The 24,354-nt window shown below is 68.0% G+C and carries 25 protein-coding genes, 1 pseudogene and 1 riboswitch; of the genes and pseudogenes, 13 read left to right on the plus strand and 13 right to left on the minus strand.

Annotated elements, in window-relative coordinates; all coding sequences use genetic code 11:
• Window positions 1–14: 14 nt before the first annotated feature.
• Window positions 15–1,241 (minus strand): acetate kinase, encoded by a 1,227-nt coding sequence (locus tag ON30_RS25480; RefSeq protein WP_373282626.1) that lies wholly within the window; start codon window positions 1,239–1,241, stop codon window positions 15–17.
• Window positions 1,238–3,310, minus strand: a complete 2,073-nt coding sequence (pta, locus tag ON30_RS25485) for a phosphate acetyltransferase (RefSeq protein WP_040710779.1) — start codon at window positions 3,308–3,310, stop codon at window positions 1,238–1,240. Before pta ends, ON30_RS25480 begins: the two co-directional genes overlap by 4 nt.
• A gap of 178 nt (window positions 3,311–3,488) precedes the next feature.
• Between pta and ON30_RS25490 the strand changes: the two genes are divergently transcribed.
• Window positions 3,489–4,007: a nitroreductase family deazaflavin-dependent oxidoreductase gene (locus ON30_RS25490; protein WP_040710781.1), complete on the plus strand. Its 519-nt coding sequence runs from the start codon at window positions 3,489–3,491 to the stop codon at window positions 4,005–4,007.
• A 1-nt stretch (window position 4,008) separates the two neighbouring features.
• Here ON30_RS25490 and ON30_RS25495 read toward each other — a convergent pair whose 3' ends face one another.
• A complete protein-coding gene (locus ON30_RS25495) occupies window positions 4,009–4,764 on the minus strand; it encodes an HAD-IIA family hydrolase (protein ID WP_051029966.1) in 756 nt (251 codons plus the stop codon).
• Between the two features lie 184 nt (window positions 4,765–4,948).
• Here ON30_RS25495 and fgd point away from each other — a divergent pair, with 184 nt between their 5' ends.
• From fgd to ON30_RS25510, 3 genes are all read left to right on the plus strand, one after another.
• Complete coding sequence (fgd, locus tag ON30_RS25500; RefSeq protein ID WP_040710786.1) at window positions 4,949–5,959, plus strand: glucose-6-phosphate dehydrogenase (coenzyme-F420); 1,011 nt, start codon at window positions 4,949–4,951, stop codon at window positions 5,957–5,959.
• A 107-nt stretch (window positions 5,960–6,066) separates the two neighbouring features.
• Window positions 6,067–6,450, plus strand: a complete 384-nt coding sequence (locus ON30_RS25505; protein WP_040710911.1) for a type II toxin-antitoxin system RelE/ParE family toxin — start codon at window positions 6,067–6,069, stop codon at window positions 6,448–6,450.
• Window positions 6,447–6,785 carry a helix-turn-helix domain-containing protein gene (locus ON30_RS25510; protein WP_040710789.1) on the plus strand — a complete coding sequence of 113 codons (339 nt, stop codon included), beginning with the start codon at window positions 6,447–6,449 and terminating at the stop codon, window positions 6,783–6,785. Before ON30_RS25505 ends, ON30_RS25510 begins: the two co-directional genes overlap by 4 nt.
• Before the next feature lie 91 nt (window positions 6,786–6,876).
• Here the strand turns inward: ON30_RS25510 and ON30_RS25515 are convergent, their stop codons facing one another.
• From ON30_RS25515 to ON30_RS25525, 3 genes are all read right to left on the minus strand, one after another.
• Entirely contained in the window at window positions 6,877–8,091 is a 1,215-nt protein-coding gene (locus ON30_RS25515; protein WP_040710791.1) for an O-succinylhomoserine sulfhydrylase, read from the minus strand.
• A complete protein-coding gene (locus tag ON30_RS25520; RefSeq protein WP_040710793.1) occupies window positions 8,088–8,504 on the minus strand; it encodes a rhodanese-like domain-containing protein in 417 nt (138 codons plus the stop codon). Before ON30_RS25520 ends, ON30_RS25515 begins: the two co-directional genes overlap by 4 nt.
• Before the next feature lie 14 nt (window positions 8,505–8,518).
• A riboswitch (SAM riboswitch) is annotated at window positions 8,519–8,634 on the minus strand.
• 65 nt (window positions 8,635–8,699) lie between these two features.
• The gene (locus tag ON30_RS25525) at window positions 8,700–9,170 is read right to left on the minus strand and encodes an Rv0361 family membrane protein (RefSeq protein ID WP_040710795.1); all 471 of its coding nucleotides are present in this window, start codon (window positions 9,168–9,170) and stop codon (window positions 8,700–8,702) included.
• Between the two features lie 353 nt (window positions 9,171–9,523).
• On the opposite strand from ON30_RS25525, the gene ON30_RS25530 reads away from it, so the two are divergent.
• Entirely contained in the window at window positions 9,524–10,915 is a 1,392-nt protein-coding gene (locus tag ON30_RS25530; RefSeq protein WP_040710797.1) for an FAD-dependent oxidoreductase, read from the plus strand.
• 76 nt (window positions 10,916–10,991) lie between these two features.
• Window positions 10,992–11,840, plus strand: a complete 849-nt coding sequence (locus ON30_RS25535) for an amidohydrolase family protein (protein ID WP_040710799.1) — start codon at window positions 10,992–10,994, stop codon at window positions 11,838–11,840.
• A 28-nt stretch (window positions 11,841–11,868) separates the two neighbouring features.
• Here the strand turns inward: ON30_RS25535 and ON30_RS25540 are convergent, their stop codons facing one another.
• The 3 genes from ON30_RS25540 to ON30_RS25550 all read right to left on the minus strand — a co-directional run bounded on the left by ON30_RS25540 (window position 11,869) and on the right by ON30_RS25550 (window position 14,459).
• Window positions 11,869–12,351 (minus strand): DUF456 domain-containing protein, encoded by a 483-nt coding sequence (locus ON30_RS25540; protein WP_040710801.1) that lies wholly within the window; start codon window positions 12,349–12,351, stop codon window positions 11,869–11,871.
• Window positions 12,352–12,456: 105 nt separating this feature from the next.
• Window positions 12,457–13,020: a class IV adenylate cyclase gene (cyaB, locus tag ON30_RS25545; RefSeq protein ID WP_040710802.1), complete on the minus strand. Its 564-nt coding sequence runs from the start codon at window positions 13,018–13,020 to the stop codon at window positions 12,457–12,459.
• Window positions 13,011–14,459, minus strand: coding sequence for a class I SAM-dependent methyltransferase (locus ON30_RS25550; protein ID WP_245554204.1), 1,449 nt, complete (start codon window positions 14,457–14,459; stop codon window positions 13,011–13,013). The genes cyaB and ON30_RS25550 overlap by 10 nt, the downstream gene beginning before the upstream one ends.
• Window positions 14,460–14,693: 234 nt before the next feature.
• Here ON30_RS25550 and ON30_RS41275 point away from each other — a divergent pair.
• From ON30_RS41275 to ON30_RS25560, 3 genes and pseudogenes are all read left to right on the plus strand, one after another.
• Window positions 14,694–14,885, plus strand: a pseudogene (locus tag ON30_RS41275) (helix-turn-helix domain-containing protein); the annotation flags it as partial.
• A gap of 27 nt (window positions 14,886–14,912) precedes the next feature.
• Window positions 14,913–15,827: a hypothetical protein gene (locus ON30_RS25555; RefSeq protein ID WP_245554212.1), complete on the plus strand. Its 915-nt coding sequence runs from the start codon at window positions 14,913–14,915 to the stop codon at window positions 15,825–15,827.
• A gap of 172 nt (window positions 15,828–15,999) precedes the next feature.
• Complete coding sequence (locus tag ON30_RS25560; protein WP_051029949.1) at window positions 16,000–17,034, plus strand: fused (3R)-hydroxyacyl-ACP dehydratase subunits HadA/HadB; 1,035 nt, start codon at window positions 16,000–16,002, stop codon at window positions 17,032–17,034.
• Window positions 17,035–17,066: 32 nt separating this feature from the next.
• On the opposite strand, the gene ON30_RS25565 is transcribed toward ON30_RS25560, so the two are convergent.
• Window positions 17,067–17,651: a TetR/AcrR family transcriptional regulator gene (locus ON30_RS25565; protein ID WP_040710808.1), complete on the minus strand. Its 585-nt coding sequence runs from the start codon at window positions 17,649–17,651 to the stop codon at window positions 17,067–17,069.
• A gap of 106 nt (window positions 17,652–17,757) precedes the next feature.
• On the opposite strand from ON30_RS25565, the gene ON30_RS41280 reads away from it, so the two are divergent.
• The gene (locus tag ON30_RS41280; RefSeq protein ID WP_040710913.1) at window positions 17,758–18,771 is read left to right on the plus strand and encodes an SDR family NAD(P)-dependent oxidoreductase; all 1,014 of its coding nucleotides are present in this window, start codon (window positions 17,758–17,760) and stop codon (window positions 18,769–18,771) included.
• A gap of 2 nt (window positions 18,772–18,773) precedes the next feature.
• On the opposite strand, the gene ON30_RS25575 is transcribed toward ON30_RS41280, so the two are convergent.
• On the minus strand, window positions 18,774–19,439 hold the full coding sequence (locus ON30_RS25575) for a hypothetical protein (RefSeq protein ID WP_051029950.1): 666 nt from the start codon (window positions 19,437–19,439) through the stop codon (window positions 18,774–18,776).
• 450 nt (window positions 19,440–19,889) lie between these two features.
• Here ON30_RS25575 and ON30_RS25580 point away from each other — a divergent pair, with 450 nt between their 5' ends.
• Entirely contained in the window at window positions 19,890–20,987 is a 1,098-nt protein-coding gene (locus ON30_RS25580; RefSeq protein WP_040710809.1) for a CaiB/BaiF CoA transferase family protein, read from the plus strand.
• A gap of 40 nt (window positions 20,988–21,027) precedes the next feature.
• Here ON30_RS25580 and ON30_RS25585 read toward each other — a convergent pair whose 3' ends face one another.
• Window positions 21,028–21,732 carry an NUDIX hydrolase gene (locus tag ON30_RS25585; protein ID WP_051029951.1) on the minus strand — a complete coding sequence of 235 codons (705 nt, stop codon included), beginning with the start codon at window positions 21,730–21,732 and terminating at the stop codon, window positions 21,028–21,030.
• Between the two features lie 55 nt (window positions 21,733–21,787).
• A complete protein-coding gene (gene yczR, locus ON30_RS25590; protein ID WP_040710810.1) occupies window positions 21,788–23,281 on the minus strand; it encodes a MocR-like transcription factor YczR in 1,494 nt (497 codons plus the stop codon).
• A gap of 61 nt (window positions 23,282–23,342) precedes the next feature.
• On the opposite strand from yczR, the gene ON30_RS25595 reads away from it, so the two are divergent.
• Complete coding sequence (locus ON30_RS25595) at window positions 23,343–23,618, plus strand: hypothetical protein (protein WP_040710812.1); 276 nt, start codon at window positions 23,343–23,345, stop codon at window positions 23,616–23,618.
• 173 nt (window positions 23,619–23,791) lie between these two features.
• Window positions 23,792–24,340: a methylated-DNA--[protein]-cysteine S-methyltransferase gene (locus tag ON30_RS25600; protein ID WP_040710814.1), complete on the plus strand. Its 549-nt coding sequence runs from the start codon at window positions 23,792–23,794 to the stop codon at window positions 24,338–24,340.
• The last annotated feature ends 14 nt before the right edge of the window (window positions 24,341–24,354 follow it).

Consider the following 24,354-nt stretch of genomic DNA (forward strand, 5'->3'; position numbering starts at 1 on the left):
CTTCGATGTGCGCGTCAGGTGTCTCGGGATTCCAGGTCGCGGACCACTTTTCGGGCGGCGCGGGCGATGGCCAGTTCTTCGTTGGTGGGGACGACCAGGACGGCCACGGGGGCGTCCGGGGGTGAGATGCGGCGGGCCGTGCGGTCTTTCGCCGTGTTGCGGGCCGTGTCGACCTCGATGCCGAAGTTCTCCAGGCCGGCGAGGGTGTCGGCGCGGACGTCGGGGCTGTTCTCGCCGACGCCCGCGGTGAAGGTGATCGCGTCGACGCGGCCCAACTCGACCAGGTACGCGCCGAGGTAGCGACGCAGGCGGTGGATGTAGACGTCGTAGGCCAATTGCGCGCGCTGGTCGCCATCATCGATGAGGCGGCGCAGGGCGCGGAAGTCGTTGACGCCGGACAGGCCCTTGATGCCGGAGTCGCGGTTGAGCAACCGGTCCACCCCGTCGACGTCCAGGTCGGCGGTCCGCAGGAGGTGCAGCAGGATGCCCGGGTCCAGGTCCCCGCCGCGGGTGCCCATGACCAGTCCCTCCAGCGGGGTCAGACCCATGGTGGTGTCGACGGGCGCGCCGCCGCGCACGGCCGAGGCGGAGGCCCCGTTGCCGAGGTGGAAGATGATCTGATTCACCGATTCCGGGTCGCGCCCGAGCACTTCGGCGACCCGACCCGACACGTATTCGTGTGAGGTGCCGTGGAATCCGTACTTGCGCACGCCGTGCGCCGCCGCCAGATCGGCGTCGATGGCGTAGGTGCGGGCCGCCTCGGGCAGTCCGTGGAAGAACGCGGTGTCGAACACCGCGATCTGCGGTATGCCCGGCAGCAGTTCCCGGGTGCTGCGGATGCCGGTGACATTGGCCGGATTGTGCAGTGGCGCGAGTTCGGACAGGTCCGAGATGGCGGCTTCGACCTCGTCGGTGATCAACGTGGGTTCGTAGAACACCTCGCCGCCGTGCACCACCCGGTGCCCCACGGCGCGCACATCCGCCCCGGCCAGATCGCGGCCGGTTTCGGCGAACATGTCGAACACCAGGCGCAATCCGGCTTTGTGGTCGGCGATCGGGCCTTCGTGTTCGACGGTGCGCCCGTCGGCGCGGTGCTCGATCGACCCGTTCTCCTCGCCGATGCGCTCCACCAACCCCGAGGCGGCGACCTCACCCGAATCCGGGTCGAGCAGTTGGTATTTGATCGAGGACGATCCCGAGTTGACGACCAGGACCAGCGCGGAATCCGGCACGCCGCTCACCGGCCCTGCGCCTGGATGGCGGTGATGGCGACGGTGTTGACGATGTCGGCGACCAGCGCCCCGCGCGACAGATCGTTGACCGGCTTGTTCAACCCTTGCAGCACCGGACCGATCGCGATGGCCCCGGCGCTGCGCTGCACGGCCTTGTAGGTGTTGTTGCCGGTGTTGAGGTCGGGGAAGACGAACACCGTCGCGCGACCGGCCACCTCGGACCCGGGCAGTTTCGCGGTGGCGACGGTCGGTTCGATGGCGGCGTCGTACTGGATCGGGCCCTCCACCAACAGTTCCGAGGTGCGTTCGCGCACCAGTTCGGTGGCCTTGCGCACCTTGTCCACGTCCGCGCCGGACCCGGATTCACCGGTCGAATACGACAGCATCGCGACCCGGGGTTCGATGCCGAAGCGGGCGGCGGTCGCCGCGGAGGAGATCGCGATGTCGGCCAACTGCTCGGCGGTCGGGTCGGGCACGACCGCGCAGTCGCCGTAGGCGAGCACCCGATCGGCCAGACACATCAGGAACACGCTCGACACCGTCGAGACGCCGGGCACGGTCTTGATGATCTCGAAGGAGGGCCGGATGGTGTGCGCGGTGGTGTGCGCGGCGCCGGACACCATGCCGTCGGCGATCCCGCGATGCACCATCATCGTGCCGAAATAGGAGATGTCACTGACAGTTTCGCGCGCCCGCTCCACCGTCATACCTTTGTGCTTGCGCAGTTCGGCGTATTCGGCGGCGAAATCGTCGAGGTAGCCCGAGGTTTCGGGGCTCAGCACCTGCGCGTCGGCGATGTCGACGCCGAGTTCGGCGGCCCGCGCCCGGATCGCGTCCTCGTCGCCGAGGATGACCAGATCCGCGATCCGACGTTGCAGAACCCGGCCCGCCGCCCGCAGCACGCGGTCGTCGCCGCCCTCGGGCAGCACGATCCGCTTGCGATCCGCGCGCGCCCACTCGATCAACTGGTACTCGAACATCTGCGGGGTGACCACGCTGGTGCGCGGAACGTTGATGCGCCCCAGCAACTCCGGCGCGTCGACATGCTGTTCCATCAGCGCGAGCGCGGTGTTGACCTTGCGCGGATTGCCCGCCGACATGCGCCCCCTGGTGCGGTAGGCGGCGCTGGCGGTGTCGTAGGTGCCCAGATCGGTGGTCAGGATGGGTAGTCGCGGTTTGAGGCCCTCCATGAGCCGGGCCACCGCCGGATGCGGCAGCATGCCGCCGTTCATGATGAGGCCCGACAGCGACGGGAATCCGGCCGCCTCGTGCGCGCTGACCACGCTGAGCAGCACGTCGGAGCGATCGCCGGGGGCGATCACCACCACGCCGTCGGTGAGCCGTTCCAGGATGTGCTCGGCGGTCATACCGCCCACCATGATCTTCAGCGCCTCACGCTGGAGCAGTTCCGGGTCGCCGCTGTACATCTCGCCGCCGACCGCCTGGCACAACTCGGCCATCGTCGGCGCGATCAGCAACGGCACCTCCGGCAGCGTCCAGCACGGCACCTCGACATCGGCCAAGGCCGCGCGGATCTCGGGCATCCGCACCGGATCGCAGCGGTTGGCGACGACGGCGGTGAGTTGCGCGTGTTCCTGATGCAGTTCGGCGGCGCACAGTTCGGCCAACTGGTGCACCTCCTCCGGATCACGGCCCGCGCCGCGCACCACCAGCAGCACCGGCGCGCCCAGGTTCACCGCGATCCTGGCGTTGAAACGCAACTCGCTCGGACTCGCGACGTCGGTGTAGTCGCTGCCGATCACCACCACCGCGTCGCACACCTTCGCGACGTCGTGGAAACGCAGCACGATCTCGCTGATCGCGGCGTCCGGATCGGCGTGCACCTGCTCGTAGGTGACCCCGATCGCCTGGTGGTAGTCGATGTCGGCCGTACTGTGCTCGAGCAGCAGTTCGAGGATGTAGTCCGGTTCGTCGGTGGACCGGGTGATCGGCCGGAACACCCCCACCCGCGCGGTGCTGGCGCACAGCATCTGGAGCACGCCGAGCGCGACGGTCGACTTGCCGGTGTCGCCTTCCGGTGAGGCGATGTACACGGTGGACGGAGCGGAGTCGGCCATGCCGCCGAGCTTAATGAGCCGGACCGTCCCGCTGCCGCCGGAAGCCGGCAACTATCCGGAGAATCACGCTCGCGGACTGCTCGCATCACCTTCGCGATCGAGGCGGCGACACCTCCGACAGGGCGACCGGGACCACGCACGCGGCGACGGATCGGCCCCGGCCGCCTATAGTCCGCACATGGCCGACAACCCCGGGACGGATTTCCCGAACAACCAGTGGGGCTCCCGCGAAACAGCACTGGCCCACGCGGCGCACCGATTCGCCGCGACCCGGTTGGGGAGTTGGACGCTGCGACGACTGATGCCCTTGGACCGGGCCCTGCTCGCGCGCACCGACGCCCGCTACACGCTCCTCGGCCCCATCGGCGCGCCGATCATCCTGCTCACCACGACCGGACGCAGTTCGGGCCTCCCCCGCACCCAACCGCTGATCTACCTGCACGACGGCGACACCCTCCACGTGATCGGCAGCAATTTCGGGCTGGACCACCATCCGGCGTGGACGGCGAACCTGATCGCGAACCCCTCGGCGACCGTCGCCATCGCGGGTGAACGCATCCCGGTCATCGCCACCCGGGTGCCGTCGGAGGACGCGGGCGCGATCTTCACCCGCTTCCTCGAACTGTCCGCCGCCTACACCGCCTACCGGGAGCGCACCGACCGCGAACTGCGGATCTTCGCGCTGCGCCGGGCCTGAGTCAGTCGAACGGGTGACTCGTGCGCCCCACCAGATCGGCCACCGAATCGATGACCGCCGTCGGCCGGTACGGGTACTGCTCGACCGAGGCACGGGTGGAGATGCCGGTGGTCACCAGGATCGTGCGCATCCCGGCCTCCAGACCGGACACCACGTCGGTGTCCATGCGGTCGCCGATCATCACCGTCGACTGGGAATGCGCACCGATGCGCCGCAACGCCGACCGCATCATCAGCGGATTCGGTTTGCCCACGTAGTAGGGGTCGCGGCCGGTCGCGCGGGTGATCAGCGCGGCCACCGACCCCGTCGCGGGCAGGACGCCCTCGCGTGAGGGCCCGGTGGCGTCGGGATTGGTGGCGATGAACCGCGCGCCGCGCTCGACCAGACGGATCGCCGTGGTGATCGCCTCGAACGAATAGGTCCTGGTCTCGCCGAGGACGACGTAGTCGGGGTCGCTGTCGGTCAACACGTAACCGATCTCGTGCAGCGCGGTGGTCAACCCGGATTCGCCGACGACGTAGGCGGTGCCGTGCGGGCGCTGATCGTCGAGGAAGGTGGCCGTGGCCAGCGCGGAAGTCCAGATCGCCGCCTCGGGGATGTCCAGGCCGGTGTGCCGCAACCGCGCTTGCAGGTCGCGCGGAGTGCGGATGGAATTGTTGGTCAGGACGAGGAACGGGATGTCCTTGTCCCGCAGTTCGGCGAGGAACTGGTCCGCGCCGGGGACGAGATGGTCCTCGTGCACGAGGACGCCGTCCATGTCGGTCAGGTAGGACAGAATCGGCTCATCGGTCACCAGCCAATTATCGGCTACATCCCCGAACCGCCGCCGGTTCTCGGCCGATGAGACCCTGCGCACACCCGTCCCGGGCGCTGACTATGGTCGAAGAAGGCCGCGGCACGGCTGTGCCGTCGGCAGCGAAAGCGACAGGAGTGGCGCACAGATGAGTGGTCTCAAACTCGGTTACAAGGCGTCGGCGGAACAATTCGGGCCGCGCGAACTGGTGGAAATCGCGGTACTCGCCGAGGAGCACGGACTCGACAGCGCGACGGTCAGCGACCATTTCCAGCCCTGGCGGCACAAGGGCGGCCACGCCCCCTTCTCGCTGGCCTGGATGGCCGCGGTCGGCGAGCGCACCAGCCGCATCCAACTCGGCACCTCGGTGCTCACCCCCACCTTCCGCTACAACCCCGCGGTGATCGCGCAGGCGTTCGCCACCATGGGCTGCCTCTACCCCGAACGGATCATGCTCGGCGTCGGCACCGGGGAAGCGCTCAACGAGATCGCCACCGGCTACCAGGGCGAATGGCCGGAATTCAAGGAACGCTTCGCCAGACTGCGCGAATCCGTCGACCTGATGCGGGCGCTGTGGAGCGGGGACCGCACCGACTTCGAAGGCCAGTACTACACCACCGTCGGCGCGTCGATCTACGACGTCCCCGACAAGGGCATCCCGATCTACATCGCCGCGGGCGGTCCCCTGGTCGCCCGGTACGCGGGCCGCGCCGGCGACGGCTTCATCTGCACCTCCGGCAAAGGCATGGACCTCTACACCGAGAAACTGCTGCCCGCCGTCACCGAAGGCGCGGCCAAGGCCGAACGTTCGGTCGAGGACATCGACAAGATGATCGAGATCAAGATCTCCTACGACACCGACCCCGAACTGGCGTTGGAGAACACCCGCTTCTGGGCCCCGCTGTCGCTGACCCCCGAACAGAAGCACAGCATCACCGACCCCATCGAAATGGAAGCCGCCGCCGACGCGCTGCCCATCGAACAGATCGCCAAACGTTGGATCGTCGCCAGCGATCCCGACGAAGCCGTCGACCAGATCAAGCCCTACCTCGACGCCGGCCTCAACCACCTGGTCTTCCACGCCCCCGGCCACGACCAACGCCGCTTCCTCGACCTCTTCCAACGCGACCTGGCCCCCCGCCTCCGCAAACTCGCCTGACCCCGAGGCCCCGTCCACACCCGGACGGGGCCTTCGCGTTTGGCCCCTCTACCTCCCCCGCCCCCTCGCACTGGTATATGTCGACAACGACATATATCGTGGACGTGGTGGGTGAACTCTTCACTATCGAGATCGAGCCCGAAGTCGCGGACTGGCTGGAGTCGTTGCCTGCCAGACACTTCCTGAAGGTCGACGAGTACGTCGGGCTCTTGGCCGAGCGACCGGAGTCGCTCGGCGAACCCTTCGCGCGATACCTAGGCGACGGGGTCCGTGAGTTGCGCCCGATGTTGGGAGGCGCACCGATACGCATCACCTACTGGCTCGCTCCCGGACGGCGAGTCATCCTGCTGACCGTCTTCCGCAAGACGCGCATGCGCGAAGACATCGAGGTCAAACGCGCGAAACTCGCTCAGCAGATCTGCCGAGCCGAACACGAACCCGCCCATCGGGAATTCAGCCGGGCACTCGAGGCAGGAGAACTGGAACGATGAGTCACGCTCGCTGGAAGACCCTCCGAGAACGCAAACTCGCGGAAGGCGTTGTCGAGCCCGACGCGGTCGTCGAAGCGCGGCGCGAGATCCGGCTCGCCATGGCCTTGGCACGAGCCGTCTACGACCGGCGCATCGAGCTCGGACTCACCCAAGCCGAACTCGCGGACCGAGCGGGCCTGACCCAGGCCAAGATCTCGCGCATCGAAGGTTCGGACACGATGCCGACACTTCCGCTGCTGGCGAAGCTCGCGGAAGCACTCGACGCCACCCTCAACATCGCCTTGGATGCCGACGACACCCGCGTCAACTTCACCAGCCACACCGACGCCGCCTGAGGCCCGGCCCACCGCACGGGACAGCTCGGGTCGTGGGGCGCGCGACCGATGCGAAAGGCCCCGTCCGGGGGACGGGGCCTTCGCGGGTGAATCAGCCCAGGGCGTGGTCGAGGTCGCCGAGGAGGTCCTCGACGTCTTCGAGGCCGACCGAGATGCGGACGACGCCGTCGGACAGGCCGATTCCGGCGCGGCCTTCCGGCCCCATCGCCCGGTGGGTGGTGGTGGCGGGGTGGGTGATGAGGGATTTCGAGTCGCCCAGGTTGTTGGAGATGTCGATGATGCGCAGACGGTTGAGCACCTCGAAGGCGCGCTTCTTGCCCTCGTCGCCGGGCGCGTCGAGTTCGAAGGTGACCACGGTGCCGCCGCCGCTCATCTGACTGGTGGCCAGGTCGTACTGCGGATGCGTCTCCAGGTACGGGTAGCGCACCCAGCTCACCGCGCGGTGGCCGTCGAGGAACCGGGCGATCTTCAGCGCCGACTCCGTGGACTGTCGGACCCGCAGCGGCATCGTCTCCAGACCTTTGAGCAGCGTCCAGGCGTTGAACGGGCTCAGCGCCGGACCGGTGTGGCGCATCAGCGTCTTCACCGGGCCGTCGATGTAGTCGCGCTCCCCGAGGATCGCACCGCCGAGCACGCGGCCCTGTCCGTCGATGTGCTTGGTGCCCGAGTAGACGAGCACGTCCGCGCCCAACTCGAAGCCGCGTTGCAGCAGCGGGGTGGCGAAGACGTTGTCCAGCACCACTTTCGCGCCCGCCGCGTGCGCGAGTTCACTCACCCGGCGCACGTCGACCAAGGTCTGCATCGGGTTGGCGGGCGTCTCGAAGAACACCGCCGCCGTCGGCACCGACAGGGCCTGTTCCCACTGGTCCAGATCCTCGCCGTCGACGAAGACCGTCTCCACGCCCCAGCGCGGCAGGATCTCGTTGCACACCACGAAGCAGGAACCGAACAGGCTGCGCGCGGCGACGAGCCTGTCACCGGCCGAGAGCAGTGCGCCCAGCGCGGTGAATACCGCCGACATGCCGCTGGCGGTGGCGAAGGCCGCTTCGGCGCCGTCGAGCAGGCGCATGCGCTCCTCGAACATCGCCACCGTGGGGTTGCCGTAGCGGGAGTAGACGAAATGCTCCACGTCGCCGGTGAACGCGGCCTCGGCGGCTTCGGCGCTCTCGTAGACGAAACCGGAGGTCAGATAGAGGGCTTCGGAGGTCTCCTCGAAACCCGAGCGGCGCAGTCCGCCGCGCACGCCGAGCGTGGCCGGGCCGACGCCTTCGGGCAGCGGCTTGTCGAAGGCCCCGCCGGTGATCACGACTGCCGCCAGGGCAGACCGGCGGCGCGCCATCCTTCGTGACCGCGGTGCCCGGCGGCGTCCAGGCCGCCCTCGAAGCCCTCGAGCACGTTGTAGGAGGGCGCGATGCCCAGTTCGGTGGCGACCCGCGCGGCGTTGGCCGAACGCTGGCCGGAACGACACAGGAACACCACCGGGGACTCCGCCCCGCGGCCCGCCAGGGCCTCACCCAACTGTTCGGAGAACTTCGGGTTGCGCGCGCCGGTGCCGTCGACCCATTCGATCAGCAGCGTGGGCCGCTCGATCGACGTGGTGTCGGGCACGCCGACGAACCGCCATTCGGCTTCGGTGCGCACGTCGATCAGGATCGCGTCCTGATGTTCGCGCAAGATGTCCCACGCCTGCTGTGGGGTGATGTCGCCGGCATAACTCATCTCAACCTCCTGTGAATCCGCACTTGCCGCATCATGTTTCGACGCGAGGCCAGGTCGTCACCCGGAGCACCCCACCGCGGAGGAGGGTTGCCGACCAGCCAGCCGGGGCTTGGCGCTGGTTCTCATGACCCGTTGACGAGATTGCCCGGACAGCGGGCGCGGTGTCAACAATTCCGCGCGCCGCCACGCGGGGGCTCAGCCGCAGACCAGCCACTTGTCGCCGGCCCTGGTGAAGTTCCAGGTCTCGGTGCTCTCGCGGTCGCCGACGCGGACGGTGACGGCGGCCTTGGCGCGGTCGCCGTTGACGGTCTGGTCGGCCACTTGCGGTATCTGCACGGAGGTTCCGCCGGATCCGCCGCCCGCCAACTGCGCGCCGAGCGGACTCTTCGCCTCGTCGAATCCGTCGCAGGCGACGCCGGGCGGCGGGACACGATCGGTGGCGTTGCGCGCGCTCGCGTAGTTCTGCGCGGCGGCCGCGATCCGGTCGCCCTGTGTGACATTTTTCTCAGCGGGCGACAGAATCCCGCCCGCCACGATCCCGACCAGCACGATCACCGCGAAGATCGCGGCCGCGACGAAGGGCACGATGCTGCGCCGGTCGGTCTGGTCGACCACGATCGGCTCGTCGTCCGCGTCGCTGTCGGGGGCGGGGCGCTGCTCGGTCATACCCCGATGATCCCTGGTCGGCGCGGTCTTCGATCCGCCGACCCCCGGCTGTCGTCCCGTTTCCGACGGCTATCGGGACCGGGCGGTCGGTCGGTAGGCTTGATCCATGGATCGCCGCCGACCGCGGTCGGGCCACGCGGACCCCGTCACGGGACACCCCCACGGGTCCCGCACCGCGTCCCCGATAGAATCGCGAGACTGCGGCCTGCTGTCACAGCCGAAAATGACAGCTCACCGTCGTAGCGCCGTGCAGGCACGGCCCCGCATCGGACCGGTGCGACCAAACGACGGCTGAACTTAGCCTAAGCTAAGAATGACGACATTGATCTCGACCATGAGGGTGCGCGTAACAGATGACCGAACAGAGTGCAGCGACACGCCCGCTCCGCATCGCGATCGTGGGCGCGGGTCCGGCCGGAATCTACGCCGCCGACGCGTTGATGAAGTCCGACGCCGAGGTGAGCATCGACCTCTACGAGCGCATGCCCGCGCCGTTCGGGTTGATCCGCTACGGCGTCGCCCCCGACCACCCGCGCATCAAGGGCATCATCACCGCCCTGCACAAGGTGCTCGACAAGGAGCAGGTGCGCCTGCTGGGCAACATCGACTACGGCACCGACATCACCCTCGATGACCTGCGCCGCTTCTACGACGCCGTGATCTTCTCCACCGGCGCCAACGCCGACCGCGCGCTCGAGATCCCCGGCATCGGCCTGGACGGCTCCTACGGCGCCGCCGACTTCGTCTCCTGGTACGACGGCCACCCCGACGTGCCGCGCACCTGGCCGCTGGACGCGGAGAAGGTCGCGGTCCTCGGCGTCGGCAACGTCGCCCTCGACGTGGCGCGCGTGCTGGCCAAGACCGGCGACGAACTGCTGCCCACCGAGATCCCGCCGAACGTCTACGCGGGCCTCAAGGGCAACAAGGCCGTCGAGGTGCACGTCTTCGGTCGCCGCGGCCCCGCCCAGGCCAAGTTCACGCCGCTGGAACTGCGCGAACTCGACCACTCGCCCACCATCGAGGTCATCGTCGACCCCCAGGACATCGACTACGACGAGGGCTCCGAGGCCGCGCGCCGCCACTCCAAGCAGGTCGACATGGTCGCCAACACCCTCGAGCAGTGGGCCATCCGCGACCAGGGCAACCGGCCGCACAAGCTGTTCCTGCACTTCTTCGAGTCCCCCTCGGAGATCGTCGGCGACGAGAACGGCAAGGTCGTCGGACTGCGCACCGAACGCACCGAACTCGACGGCACCGGCAACGTCAAAGGCACCGGCGTCATCAAGGACTGGGACATCCAGGCCGTCTACCGCGCCGTGGGCTACCTGTCGCAGAACCTCACCAACCTGCCCTTCGACGACCAGGCCGGCACCGTGCCCAACGAGGCGGGCCGCGTGCTCGCCGACGAGAACGCCGACGGCGCGGGGCGCTACCTGCCCGCCACCTACGTCACCGGGTGGATCAAGCGCGGCCCCGTCGGCCTGATCGGTCACACCAAGGGCGACGCCAACGAGACGGTCGCCTGCCTGCTCGACGACTCGGTGAACTTCGAACGCGCGCCCGAACCCGAACTCGACGCCGTCACCGCGTTCCTCGAGTCCAAGGGCATCCCGTTCACCACCTGGCAGGGCTGGTACCGACTCGACGCCCACGAGCGCTCGCTCGGCGAGCCCGAGGGCCGCGAACGGGTCAAGGTCGTCGAGCGCGAGGACATGCTGCGCGCCAGCGAGCCGCACAAGGTCTGATCCACACCGCTGCCGGGCGCACCGGAATCCGTCCCGCCCGGCAGCGGAAACTCCTCCGCTGAGGCATTCTGTACAAGTGTTCGATGCCCATGTCCACATCTTCGACCCGCGGTTCCCGCTGGCCGAGAACGACGGCTACCTGCCCGCCCCGTTCACCATCGCGGACTATCGGAAGCGCATGTCGCGCTTCGACATCCGCGGCGGTGCGATCGTCAGCGGCTCGTTCCAGGGCACCGATCAGAGCTATCTGAAAGCCGCGCTGACCGAACTCGGCGAAGGCTGGGTCGGCGTGACCGCGCTCGACTTGGAAGCCACCGACGACGAGATCATCGAACTCGACCGCGCGGGCGTGCGCGCGCTGCGGTTCAACGTCAAACGCGCCGCCGCCGACATCACCGCCATGACGTTGCAAGCCCTGCGCGCCCACGATCTGGTCGGCTGGCACGTCGAGGTCTACATCGACGGCAAGATGCTGACCTCGCTGCAACCGGTCATCTCCAAACTGCCGTCGTTCTCCATCGACCACCTCGGCATGTCCGCCGACGGCCTGCCCTACCTGCTCGACCTCGTCGACCGCGGCGCCCGGGTCAAGGCAACGGGTTTCGGCCGCGTCAACATGAACGTCGCCAACACGCTGCGCCGCATCCACGCCGTCAACCCGGCCGCGCTCATGTTCGGCACCGACCTGCCCGGCACCCGCGCGGGCCGCCCCTTCCGCGACTCCGACGTCGACCTGATCTGCGACGTCGTCGGCACCGACATGTTCGCCGTCCTCGAGGACAACGCGCGCGCCTTCTACCGACTGCCGAAATCCCCGCCGCGCCTGCCGCATCGCGACAACTCGCCCACGCTGCCCCTGCGACGCGACCAGTTGCCCGCGCTGCCGCCCGACGACACCATTCCGCTGCCGATCATCGAACGGTAGAACGCATCTCGCTTCTGTCTCGCGCGCCTCAGATCGCGAGCGCCCCCGCCACCCACACGCCCGCGGCCAACAGTCCGCCGAACAGTTCGATCAACATCGACAGTCCGACGCCTTTGAGAGCGTGCTTCGTCGCGGGCCACGCCAACTGGTTCTGCCCCAGTCGCTGCAACTCCGACAGATACACCCCCAGCACGAACCCCACGAACAACCCCACGATCGGGATCACGAAGAACCCGACGATCCCCAGCAGCGCGCCGATCACCAACGCCCGGTTCGACACCCCGGCGTCCTTCATCTTGCGCCCCGGCCACGTGTACTTGATCACCCCCGAGATCACCAGGAACGCGGCCGCCACCCCGAACACCGCCCAAGCCCCGCCGCCGCCGGTCATGATCGCCCACACCAGAACCGCTCCGAAGATCAGGATCACCCCGGGCAGAATCGGCACCACCACCCCCACCAACCCCACGAGAATGACGAGCCCGACGACAACCTCGCCCCACACGCTCACGCTGATCCCTCCGCCGTCCGCGCCCAGTCACGCGACGCCATTCTCACCCATCCCCACCCCCACCGCACCCGACACCCGAAACCCCCTTCCCCCCGCCACGACCGTTCACCGCCCGGCCATCACCAAGTCCCGATACGGCACCTCGACCACCCCCAGACCCCCGATCCCCAGTTCCCTCTCGAGTACGGCCAGACGAGTCGCCGCAGATCTGGAGTCGGCGGCGGTGATTTCGGTCTCCACGAACGTTCCCGCGCCGTCGACCGCATCAATGCTGACCACGACCTCCTCGCGTCCGGGGTGGCGATAGGTGACCCGGTTCTTGACCACCCGGACCAACTCGACCATCCCGACGGCACACAGGAGTCGATTCGCCGCCGCGGCTTGTTCGACACCGCCGAGAACGACGTTGGTCTCCTGTTTAGCGATCACTCCGCCCGCTCTGTGCGTCACCGAATCGGACGGCGGCTTGTACGTGATCTCGGCGAACGAATCACGCTGCCGCACCCGCAAGCATTCGACGGTCTCCAGGTAATCGACATCCGGGCGGCTGTAGTAGATGTCCGTCTCGGTGAACTGTTCCGATTCCTGGAAACCCAGCGCGAAGAGTCGTTCCCGCAGCCCCCGCGAATCACCCAACTCCCGTTTGCGCTCGACCTCGATCAGATGCATGCCCCGAATGATCCTCTCGCGTGTAGAACCGAATGTACTCGGGCGAGGCCCGGTTTCGAGCAATGCCGTCGGATCGTCGCGAGGCCACGCCGCAACGCCCGTGTATCGGTTAACGGAATGTTCTGGAACAAGACCATCTGCTTGGCATCATCGAGTGCGTTGGACAAGTTTTTCGTCAGGAAGCGGTCATAGTAGTGCCGGGCATGGGTGAAGACATCGTCGGGCCGCACCGGCAGCAGCACCGACGGGCGATCGGTTTCGGACTCGGCCGAGTTCACGGCGAACGCGGTCAAAAGTTCGCCGGTTGTGAGGTAGGCGTAGGTCTCACGGCCTTCTCGGTCGAGCCACGCGCTCCAGACCGCCTCGCAGTCTCGGTCCTCACGCTGCACCGCACCCAGGAAGGTGTCGAGCGCCCTGTCGGTGATCGCATCGAAGATGTCACCGTCGATCACATGATGGTCACCGAAGGGTTCACTCACGGCCCGGATATTCGCCTGCTCGTCGAGCGAAATCCAGCCATTGTCGGTGAACGAGAAGTGGACCCGCTTGTGACCGGCGCGGAAGTCGATCCAGTCCGCCGAGAGCTGTCCCTCGAGAACCGGCTCGAATCCCAGGATGCCGGACCGCCAGACATGATCTCGCAGAGTTATGTAGTGCCTTTGGATTTCGCGGCAGACACCGATCGGCGCACTGATCACCGCATATGACCGTGTGTCCAGATCCGTCACGTCCACCACGCGTGAGTTCTGTCGGACGACGACACCATCGTCATGGTGGTGGTATGGATGAGTGCCGTGACGGAGATAGTACGGAAGGAACAGCCGTAGGAATCGCAACCAGGATTGCGCACTGTAGGACTGAACCACCCGCTCGTGAACCGACGGAGTCGCCACCGCGTACACGTCGCGGTAGACGAAGAATCCGTAAGGCCTGACCACACTGGGAAACGCTCGCATCAGATCGTGAAGTCCGGGATAGGCGCCACCGTATGAGTAGACCTCGTGCAACAGCGCGGAGGCGCTGACCACATCTACGGGTTCATCGATGAGCGACGTGATGTCCTGCGCTCGACCGCGTATCAAATCGCACGAGCCGACGGCACCGAAATGGTCCATCGCCTCCGCAAGCGACTGCGACGAGATGCCCGGAACTTCGACCAGAGTCAATCGCACTCGGCGGGAATCATTCTCGAGTTCGGAGGCTAGATAGTCGACGGCTGCCCCGCCACCGGGACCGATTTCGAGCACATGCGGCTCAGGGGCGGGCACCCGGGTCAATGCCCGCTGCACGAGCTGTCCCTTCTCCCGTCCGTGATCATTGGCCGCTACATCCAGGTAGTCGGCCGCGGCCTTCCGGTCCAGATCGAAACTGTCGGACACAAGGCACCGCGAATGCGGCGTATCGGAACCCTTCATGATGCCGCCCTCACTTAAGAACATCTCCGCCCCCTCATCGTTAGAGACTCCTGACAAGGCTTGTCGCGCATACATTCTGTCCGGCGACACAGCCCTATAAGGGTCCCCAAGCGTTCGCCTCCGCGTTTAGTGGCAGGTAGGTGGTATGTCCCGATTGAAGCGCACGTGCAATCGTTGGAGCCGCCCTGCTAGTGGCACAGGGGTGGCATCCCGGTCACGAAGCGACCGTCGAGCTCCCGGAAGTGGCAGGGTGGTGGTATGTCGTCGGCCATAGGGGAACTGATCAGACAGTTGCGACGCGGCAAGGGGTGGAGTCAAGGCAAGCTCGCGAGTGAACTGTCCGAGGCATCCGGGTTCAACATGACACGCGAGTACATTTCGAGACAGTGGGAGTCCGGACGCTCTGAACCGTCACCTTTCTGGTTGCGGCATCTCGCTGCCGTTCTCGACTGTCCGCTGAGCATGTTGGAGACCGACGTGAAGCGACGCGAGTTCCTGTCCCATCTGGCAGCCACCACGATCGCACCGGTCGTGGCCTCCGATCTGCTGGCGCAAGGCTTTTCGGCGGCACTCCACGCGTCCGGTCCGGACGTCGAGGCGTGGGAAGCGAAACTGGTCCGATACGGCACCGACTACATGACCCAAGGTGCTGCCGATATCCAACGACGGCTCGCGGCGGACCTGGTGGTCGTACAGCAGCAACTGGACTCGCCACGGATGTGGGCAGTCGCGGCGAGACTGATGACCCTGTTCGCAAAGACCTATCCCGGTTCGGACGGGAACAAGGCGATCTCCTGGTACTCGATGGCTGCCGAAGCCGCGGATCGGTCCGAGGACAACGACATCCGGGTCTGGGTACGTGGCCGCGCCGCGATCGCGCTCGGCTATGAGGGAGCGTCGTTGCCGATCGCTCGGCAGTTCGCGGACCAAGCTCTCGGGATCTCACATCGTCACAGTCTCGGTCGACTCAACGCGATCTGGGGTCGGGCCCATTCCGCGGTACTCGCCGGTGACCTGGACACCGGGCGAAAGCTGATCGATGTCGGTCGACGCGAATTCGATGTGTCGTACTCGGACGAACAGACCTCGGACTACGCGGTGCCGTGGTGGCGGATGAACGTCTTTCTCTCCTTGCTCGCCGCGCGACTCGGAGACGAGCGGTTCGCGAGCCGAGCTCAACAGGACGCTCGGAGTGAACTTCCGGCAGGGCTTCCACGATTCGCCACACATCTGGACATGCATCGCGGATTGATGCTGGCGCGAGCGGGTGACCGACAAGCGGGTCTGACGACAGCCCGCGCCGCACTGGACGCGTTGCCGCCGGAGAAGCACTCGTTGACGTTGCGAATGTTGATGGCGGAGATCGAGTCGGACGCGATCACGCGACTGTGAGTGCGGTTCGATAGCTGTCGGCTACTGCTGCGGCTCAGGCGGCGAGCAGGGAATTCAGGGAGGGGGACCGGGGAGATGGCGGGCTGTCGCTTCGCGGACCCCTGTGGGATTGTTTACGCCGGAGCCGAGTGGCCCGACGGTGCCGTCGGGTGATCGCGGACCTAGGAGGGTCTTGGTGGAAGCTACGTTCGATGTGGCCGCGCATTCGCAGTCGCTGGTGGGTCATTACTACCGGGCGGACGGATATTACGAGGTGGGGCGGGAGAAGGTTCGGGAGTACGCGCGGGCGGTGCAGGACTACCACCCCGGGCATTGGAGTGAGGACGCGGCGGACGCGTTGGGGTATCCCGGCCTGGTGACGCCGGTCACGTTCTTGTCGATTCCGGCGATGCTGGCCAATCGCAGGCTGTTCGAGAAGGTCGTCACCGGCTACGACGTGTACGTGCAGACCGATCAGGTCTTCGAGGTGTACAAGCCGACGGTGGCCGGTGACCGCTTGATCAGCGACGTGGAGTTGTCGTCGGTGCGGCGCATCGCGGGCAAGGATCTGCTGACGGTGAAGAACACCTTCCTGGACGAGTCCGGGGAGGCGACGCAGGTCATGTACACCACGGTCGTCGGCATCACCGCCGAGGAGGTCGGCACCGGCGCGCGCGAGGCGATCGAGCGGGTGGTGATGCACGGGGTCGAGATGATGTCGGGCAGCGCCGATCCGGGCGACGGCACGGCGACCGCCGAGGCGCCCGAGGTGAAGTTGTCGCAGGCGGGCCGCACCCGCGCGCCCGGATCGGTGAAGTTCGAGGATGTCGCGGTGGGCGACGAACTGCCGCCGCGGTTCGCGCAGTTGACGCGCGGCGATCTGGTGAATTACGCGGGCGTGGCGGGTGACGCGAACCCGATCCACTGGCACGAGGGCAGCGCGGCGGCGGCGGGCCTGCCGGATGTGATCGCGCACGGCATGTTGACGATGGGGCTCGGCGCGGGCTTCGTGACGTCGTGGCTGGGTGATCCGGGCGCGTTGACCCGCTACGGGGTGCGGTTGGCGAATTACGCGATCGTGGACGCGGAGACGGTCGGGACGATCGAATTCACCGGTCGGGTGAAGTCGTTGGATCCGGAGACGCGGTCGGCGACGGTCGTGATCGTGGCGAAGTCGGGTGGGCGCAAGATCTTCGGGCTCGCGACGGCGGACGTGCGGCTGGCCTGATCAGGTCACCGCGTGGTCGGACTCGCGCGTGATCAGGCGCCCGCATAGGCGAGGACGGCCGCGACGACGGCGTCGGCGTAGTCGGCGGTGAGTCCGCCGAGGCCGAGGGCCCAGCGGGTTTGGACGGGGCCGACCAGCAGGTCGGTGACGAATTCGAGGTCGAGGTCGGGGCGCAGGTCACCGGCCTCGACCCCGGCCGTGAGTCGCGCGACGATCGCCGCGCGCTGCGGGAGCAGGAGGTTCTCGCGGTAGGCGGCGGCCAGGTCGGGGTCCTGTTGGATCTCGATGGACATGGCGCGCAGGAACGTTTCGGCGTGCGGGTCGGTCATGGCCGCGACGGACCCGCGCAGCAGGGCGGTGAGGTCGGCGGTGAGGTCGCCGGTGTCGGGGAGGGCGAGACCGTCCGGGCCGGCGTCGGCGTCGAGCATGGCTTCGAACACCACCGCGCCTTTCGAGGGCCACCACCGGTAGATGGTCTGTTTGCCGACGCCCGCGCGCGCGGCGATCGCCTCGATGGTGAGTTTCGGGTAGGGCAGTTCACGGAGCAGTTCGGTCGCGGCCGCGAGGATGGCGGCGCGGGATCGGACGCTGCGGCGGGCGGCGGGGGTGTCGGCCATGGGTGCGACGGTAGCATGCAACGAGACGAAACGTCTCGTCTTGACAGGCGTGGCCATCTTCGTCACTCTTGTCGAGACGAAACGTCTCGTATCGAAAGGATTCACCGTGACCCGCACCTGGTTCATCACCGGAGCCAATCGCGGCCTCGGCCGCGCCTTCACCGACGCCGCCCTCGCCCACGGCGACCGGGTCGTGGCCTGTGTCCGCGAGGCGAGCGCCCTGCCCGCCCACGACGATCTGACGGTGCTCACCCTCGACGTCCGTGACCGCGACGCGGTCCGGGTCGCGGTCACGCGCGCCTTCGACCTCGCGGGCACGATCGACGTCGTCGTCAACAACGCCGGATACGGGCTGGTCGGCGCGGTCGAGGAACTCACCGAACAGCAGATCCGCGACCAGATGGACACCAATTTCTACGGCGCGCTGTGGGTCTCGCAAGCCGCCGCACCCCGACTGCGCGCCCAGGGCCGCGGGCACATCGTGCAGATCTCGTCGGTCGGCGCGGTGGGCAGCCTGCCGCTGTTCGGCCTCTACAACGCGAGCAAATGGGCGCTGGAAGGATTCAGCGCCGCGCTGGCCGAGGAGTTGCGCCCCTTCGGCGTCGCCGTGACCATCGCCCAACTGGGCGGTTTCGACACCGACTGGGCGAAGTCGAGCATGCGATTCGCCACCGCCGAACCGGCCTACGCCGACCTGCGCACCGCGATCCTCGGCACCCCCGACTACCCCGCCCGCACGACGTCCCCCACCGACACCGCGACATCCGGCGAACGACCGGCCGACGAGATCGCCGGCGATCCGGCCTCCGGCGAATCAACCCCGGGCGACCCGGCCACCGACAGTTCCACCGCCTACGAGCCGCCGGCCGACAACCCCACCGCCGACGACTCGGATGTCCACGCCGCGCAGGCGAATACCGAGGGGAGCGCGGAACCGGAGCCCGAATGGGTGGAGGCCGATCCGACGGTCGCGGCCGCGGCACTACGCGAACTGGTGGACATGCCGGAACCGCCGCTGCGCCGGATCATCGGGCCCGGTGCGCCGCAGATGGTCTCGATGGCGCTGGACCAGCGACGACTCGACTACGCCCGCGATCCCGAATTCACCTGGCCCGCGTGAGGTCAGGTGTCCGGGTCGACGGCGGGCAAGGCGGTGTGCGGGGTGGCCGACAGGATGTACACACTGATCAACAGGACCCAGGCCGGGAACACCAGCGACACCCACACGGTGAAACTGACCACCAGCAGCAGGAACAGCGCGAATCCGTAGGTGGTCACCACCAGCCACCGCGGCATCAGTCCGGTGCGCAGCCAGATGGTGCCCAGCGAGATCATGAACACCCCGGCCATCCGCACCGCGTAGTGACCGTTGATCTGCAACATCACTTCGCGACCGAAATACACGAGTTGGGCCTGCGGGGTATCGGTGTGTCTGCCCAGCGCCAGAATTCCGCCCGCGACGCCCATCGACACGAAAATCATCGCCAGGAACAACAATCCGCTGCCGATCAACACCGTGGAGAAGAAGCGGTCCTCGAATTCGCCGATACGGTCGCGGATCACACCGAGAAACCACAGGAAGGCTATTCCGGAAAAGGGGGCGAGCAGCAGCGCGGTCCGTATTCGCCAGGTGCCGGACCCCACCCAGGTCTCGGTCTCGAAACGATCGCCGGGCAGCGCGATCCGCAGCAGCACGATGCTGACGGCGAACAGCACGGCGAACACGATGCCCGCGACGGCGGCCGAGCGCGGCGTGGTCAGGCGGCGGAACTGGCGCGGGGGCGGCATGACCGCCCGACGCCTCGATCGACGCCAGCGCATACCCATCGCCGCCCTCCCGTTCCGCACGGCCGAGGTACGACCGCTTTCGTGGAACTCCCGGAATACGGCGGATCGTGGAACGGGGAAGTGTCGACGCGCGCACGCGATAGTGCCGAACGTCGATTTCCGCGATGACGCCGTATTACGGGAGAGAACCTCGCTGAACACTCGTCCGCCGTCGCGGATATCCGAATGCTAGACGATCGTCACCGCGGCCGGCCCGGAAATTCGGGCGCCGCATTCGAGCGAGCCGGCATTGGCGTCGACCTGACCTGCGGTTTCCGCGGGGTCAGGGTCGACCCGGCCGACGGTGGATCGCGGGCGACGTTATTGTCATACTGTCAATATCCTCGGGTGAGTGCCGAGGGACGGCACCGGGACGCCGGTGCGTGGATCAACGACGAACCGAGGTAAGGCGTGAGCACACCATCCACCGCCAAGCAGGGCCCGCTCGCGGGCATCAAGGTAGTCGAGCTGGCCGGCATCGGGCCGGGCCCGCACGCGGCGCTGCTGCTGGCCGATCTGGGAGCCGACGTGGTGCGGGTGCAGCGGCCGAACCTGCTGCCCGGCTACATGGAACGCGCGCAGTGGCGCGGCCGCACCATCGTCGAAGCCAACCTCAAGGACCCCGCCGACATCGCCAAGGTCCTCGACCTGGTGGAGAAGGCCGACGTCCTCATCGAGGGCTTCCGTCCGGGCGTCACCGAGCGCATGGGCCTGGGGCCGGAGGAGGCGCTGGCGCGCAACCCGAAACTCGTCTACGGCCGGATGACCGGCTGGGGCCAGGACGGCCCGATGGCCGACCGCGCGGGCCACGACATCAACTACATCTCGCTGACCGGCGTGCTGCACGCCATCGGCCGCAAGGGTGAGCGTCCCGTCCCGCCGCTGAACATGGTCGGCGACTTCGGCGGCGGCTCGATGTTCCTGGTCTTCGGCGTGCTGGCCGCGCTGGTCGAACGGCAGAGCTCCGGTAAGGGACAGGTCATCGACTCGGCCATGGTCGACGGCGCGCTGGCGCTCTCGCACATGATCTGGGGCATGCGCGGCGTGGGCCTGTGGTCCGACGAGCGCGGCACCAACCTGCTCGACACCGGCATGGCCTTCTACGACACCTACGAGACCTCCGACGGCAAGTACATGGCCGTCGGCGCGATCGAACCGCAGTTCTACGCCGAACTGCTCAAAGGTCTCGAGATCGATCCGGACGGGCTGCCCAACCAGATCGACCCGAACGGTCAGGACGAGCTGAAGAAGCTGTTCAGCGAGAAGTTCAAGACCAAGACCCGCGACGAATGGGCAGCGGTCTTCGAAGGCACCGACGCGTGCACCACCCCGGTGCTGACCTTCACCGAAGCCGAGCAGAACCCGCACATCGTGGCGCGCACCGGCCTGGTGGACATCGGCGGCATCGTCCAGCACGCGCCCGCGCCGCGCTTCTCCCGCACCCCCAGCGCGATCCCCACCCCGCCCCCCACCGAGGCGACCCCCTTCGAATCGGTCTGGACGGACTGATCCGACGCGGCGCGGCACATCCGGTGCCGCGCCGCCGTTCTCAGTGGCGGGTCCACTCCGGCTGCGCGAAATCGGCGATCCGGGCCCGCTCGGCCGGGCTGCCCAGCAGCAGCACCTCGCGGAACTGCCACAGCATCGCGCCCGTGGGGGCGTGGATCGTCATCGTCGGCGCCAAGCGCATCTGCAACAGACCCCGGTCCGGGGCGACCGTGCTGCCCGCGTCCTCCGGCAGATCGGCCTGCCGCACCGCCTCGCCCGCGCGCACCCAGCGCGGCACGTCCTCGGCGGCCAACCGCGCCAGATCGACCAGGTGCACCGAATGCACCTCGTCCGGACTGGCCAGCAACGCCGAAGCGTCCGCGAGCACCGCGACGAACGGGGTGATCGCGAAACCCGACGTCGCCGGGAAATCGTCCAGCCTGCCCACCACGTCCTCGGGTGCGGCCGTCAGCGAGAGTTCCTCGCGCAGTTCCCGAATCGCCGCCCGCACGGCGGTCTCACCGTCGTCGAGCCGCCCGCCCGGCAGACCCCACTGCCCCGCGTTGCGCCCCCGATAAGCGCGCTTGATGACGATCACCGCGGGCCTGCCGTCCTCCTGCGCGACCACGCACAACAGCACCGCCGCCCGCCGGATCCCGGCCGCCTCCGGGACTTCCAGGTAGGGGAACTCCGCGAGCCGGGCCCGCGCCGTCACCCGGAACTCCTCGATGTCGGCGGGAAGACCCGCCCCCGATAGCGCAACCATCCCTCGATAGTGCCGCACGGAGACCGTCACGTCGCCACCGTCGGCCGGGCTCCGTTCAGTACAAGGTCAGCGATTGGAGGGGGTCGGCCGCGCGCGGGGTGAGGGCGCGGTAGGCGGCGGCGACACCCTTCACCGCCAACCGCAGATCCCCCTCGTGATGGGTGTAGGGCAGCCGCAGGAAACGCTCGAACGCCCCCTGCACGCCGAATCGCGGACCCGCGGCGAGCAGCACGCCGAAATTCGGGGCGGTCGCGGCCAGCGCGGTCGACACCGGCGCGGGCAACTGCGCCCACAGCGACATCCCGCCCGCGCCCTCGCACACCCGCCACTGCGGCGCCTCCTCGGCCAGCGCCTCCCGCAACGCGGCGCGCTGGGTGCGCAACTGGTCACGGCGGCGGTCCAGGATCGTGTCGGCGTGCTCGAGCAGATGCACCGTGGCCAACTGATCCATCACCGGCGTGCCCAGGTCGACGGTCGCGCGGATGCCGAGCAGCTTCGTGATCAACGCCTGGTTGGTGCGGATCCACCCCACCCGCAGACCACCCCAGAACGATTTGGACGCCGACCCGATGGTGATGATCTCCCCGCCCTTGGCGAACGCGGCCAACGGCGGGGGCGGGGTGGCGGTGTCCAATCGCAGATCCACCATCGACTCGTCCGCGATGATCGTCATCCTGGTCTCGCGGGCGATGGCCGCCAGTTCTGCGCGGCCCTCGGCATCGAGCAACAGGCCCGTCGGATTGTTGAAATCGGGGAGCAGATAGGCCAGCGACGCCGCTGTCTGCCGGGCGGCGCTGCGGATACCGTCCAGATCCCACGCCCGGGCGCTGTCCTCGGGGCGCAGCGGGACCGGGATCGGGCGCGCGCCGACATCGCGGATCGCCTCGATCGCGTTCGGATAGGTCGGATGGTCGATCAGCACGCGCGCGGCGGGCGCGGTCAGCACGTTCAGCAGCAGGCGCAGACCGTGCTGCGCGCCGAGGGTGACCAGGATCTGATCCGGGTCGGTGGGCAGGCCGCGCGCGGTGTAGCGGCGGGCCAGCGCCTCGCGCAGCGCCAGCACGCCGACCGGGTCCATGCCGTGGGTGCCCAGGTAGGCGGGAAGTCCGTCCAGCGCGCCGGAATACGCCTGCGCCATCTCCGGCGGCGCGGCCATCGCGGCGTAGGTCATGTCGATGGTGGTGAGCTCCGGTTCGGCCATCATCGCGATGATCCCGCGCGTCGGCTTGGTTCCGTCGTTGGGGACCGCGGGCGGCAACGCCACCGTGCTGCGCGAGCCCTGCCTGCTGATCAGGTAGCCGTGTTCGCGCAACAACGCGTACGTCGAGGTGATGGTGGTGCGGCTGACGCCCAGCGTCGCCGCCAGATCCCGTTCACTGGGCAGGGCCACCCCGAGGGGGGCGCGTCCGTCGTGAATCAACAGCCGGATGCCCTCGGCCAGAGCCAGATAGGCGGGCCGGGCGGAGCGTTTGCCGCCGTCGGGGTCGGCGTCGCGCCACAACCCCAGATCCCGGGACAGTCCCGCCGCACCGATCACTCTCGTCGCCATCGGTCCAGTATCGGGCCAGTGGATATTTTTTGGCAAGGCCAGTCGGCGCACGATTGATGCCATGACCGCGCTGCTCACCCTGCTCGTCCTCGCCGCCTTCGCCTACGCCGTGCACCGGTACGCTCCACCCGCCGGCACCGCACTGGACTGCCTCCGCCCCGACCCCGACTCCGCCTCCCACTACGACGACCTGCGCAGACACTCCGACCTGGACGCCGTCCACAGCCGTTTCGATCCGACGGAGACACCCGCGGAGTCTGTTTCCGGGCCGGTCACCGCACAGTGCGCCCGGCCACGAACCCCACTGTTCGCCCGATTCAAGGCCAGTTTTTCCTGACTGGACTGGTATTGCCCTCTCACCGCCACACTCGGACCTGTCGGACCTCACCGCCGCCATCCGTTCGGCGTTCGAGCTGATCTGAGTCACGGGCAGATCCTCGGACAGGTATCGGCAGCCCAGGCGACGGTGGGGATCGTCGTGGTGTCGGACCCCGGGGGCAGACTGGCGGTATGGGCGTCACTCTCGATCCGTCCGCGCGGGCGGCACTGTTCGATACGGCGATCGGCGACTGCGCGATCGCCTGGCACGACGACGTCGTGTTCCGGTTCGGACTGCCCAACCCGAAGCCCGGCGCACTGCACGGTTGGATCACGCGCGGCGGGGTCGTCGAAGGGGAACCCACGGCGGCCATCGCCGAGGCCATCGCGGGGGTGCGGGCGCATCTGGCGGGCGAACTCGACGATCTGCGCTGGATCCCGCTCGATCTGAGCGCCGAACCGGAATTCCACCGCGCGGTGTTCGACGTCACCCGGGCCATCGACCCCGGGCACACACTCGGCTACGGACAGGTCGCCGCCGAGATCGGCAAGCCAGGGGCGGCGCAAGCGGTCGGACGCGCCCTCGGCCGCAACCCGATCCCGCTCATCGTCCCGTGCCACCGGGTGCTCACCGCCGACCACGCGCTGCACGGATTCTCCGCCCCCGGCGGGATCGAGACGAAACAGCGACTGCTCGCGCTGGAACGCACCTCCGGCTTCGGGGAGCCGACTCTGTTCTGAAGCGGCTCGGGGGC

Origin of the sequence: Nocardia takedensis NBRC 100417, assembly GCF_000308695.1 — a bacterium.
Taxonomy (GTDB): Bacteria; Actinomycetota; Actinomycetes; order Mycobacteriales; family Mycobacteriaceae; genus Nocardia; species Nocardia takedensis.

Excerpts from the sequence above, each read along its gene's own strand:
- pta (WP_040710779.1), bottom strand. The coding sequence starts at position 3,310 with ATGGCCGACTCCGCTCCGTCCACCGTGTACATCGCCTCACCGGAAGGC.
- ON30_RS25490 (WP_040710781.1), top strand. The coding sequence starts at position 3,489 with ATGGCCGACAACCCCGGGACGGATTTCCCGAACAACCAGTGGGGCTCC.
- ON30_RS25495 (WP_051029966.1), bottom strand. The coding sequence starts at position 4,764 with ATGGACGGCGTCCTCGTGCACGAGGACCATCTCGTCCCCGGCGCGGAC.
- fgd (WP_040710786.1), top strand. The coding sequence starts at position 4,949 with ATGAGTGGTCTCAAACTCGGTTACAAGGCGTCGGCGGAACAATTCGGG.
- ON30_RS25510 (WP_040710789.1), top strand. The coding sequence starts at position 6,447 with ATGAGTCACGCTCGCTGGAAGACCCTCCGAGAACGCAAACTCGCGGAA.
- ON30_RS25520 (WP_040710793.1), bottom strand. The coding sequence starts at position 8,504 with ATGAGTTATGCCGGCGACATCACCCCACAGCAGGCGTGGGACATCTTG.
- ON30_RS25525 (WP_040710795.1), bottom strand. The coding sequence starts at position 9,170 with ATGACCGAGCAGCGCCCCGCCCCCGACAGCGACGCGGACGACGAGCCG.
- ON30_RS25530 (WP_040710797.1), top strand. The coding sequence starts at position 9,524 with ATGACCGAACAGAGTGCAGCGACACGCCCGCTCCGCATCGCGATCGTG.
- cyaB (WP_040710802.1), bottom strand. The coding sequence starts at position 13,020 with ATGCATCTGATCGAGGTCGAGCGCAAACGGGAGTTGGGTGATTCGCGG.
- ON30_RS25550 (WP_245554204.1), bottom strand. The coding sequence starts at position 14,459 with ATGTTCTTAAGTGAGGGCGGCATCATGAAGGGTTCCGATACGCCGCAT.
- ON30_RS25565 (WP_040710808.1), bottom strand. The coding sequence starts at position 17,651 with ATGGCCGACACCCCCGCCGCCCGCCGCAGCGTCCGATCCCGCGCCGCC.
- ON30_RS25575 (WP_051029950.1), bottom strand. The coding sequence starts at position 19,439 with ATGCCGCCCCCGCGCCAGTTCCGCCGCCTGACCACGCCGCGCTCGGCC.
- ON30_RS25585 (WP_051029951.1), bottom strand. The coding sequence starts at position 21,732 with ATGGTTGCGCTATCGGGGGCGGGTCTTCCCGCCGACATCGAGGAGTTC.
- yczR (WP_040710810.1), bottom strand. The coding sequence starts at position 23,281 with ATGGCGACGAGAGTGATCGGTGCGGCGGGACTGTCCCGGGATCTGGGG.
- ON30_RS25595 (WP_040710812.1), top strand. The coding sequence starts at position 23,343 with ATGACCGCGCTGCTCACCCTGCTCGTCCTCGCCGCCTTCGCCTACGCC.
- ON30_RS25600 (WP_040710814.1), top strand. The coding sequence starts at position 23,792 with ATGGGCGTCACTCTCGATCCGTCCGCGCGGGCGGCACTGTTCGATACG.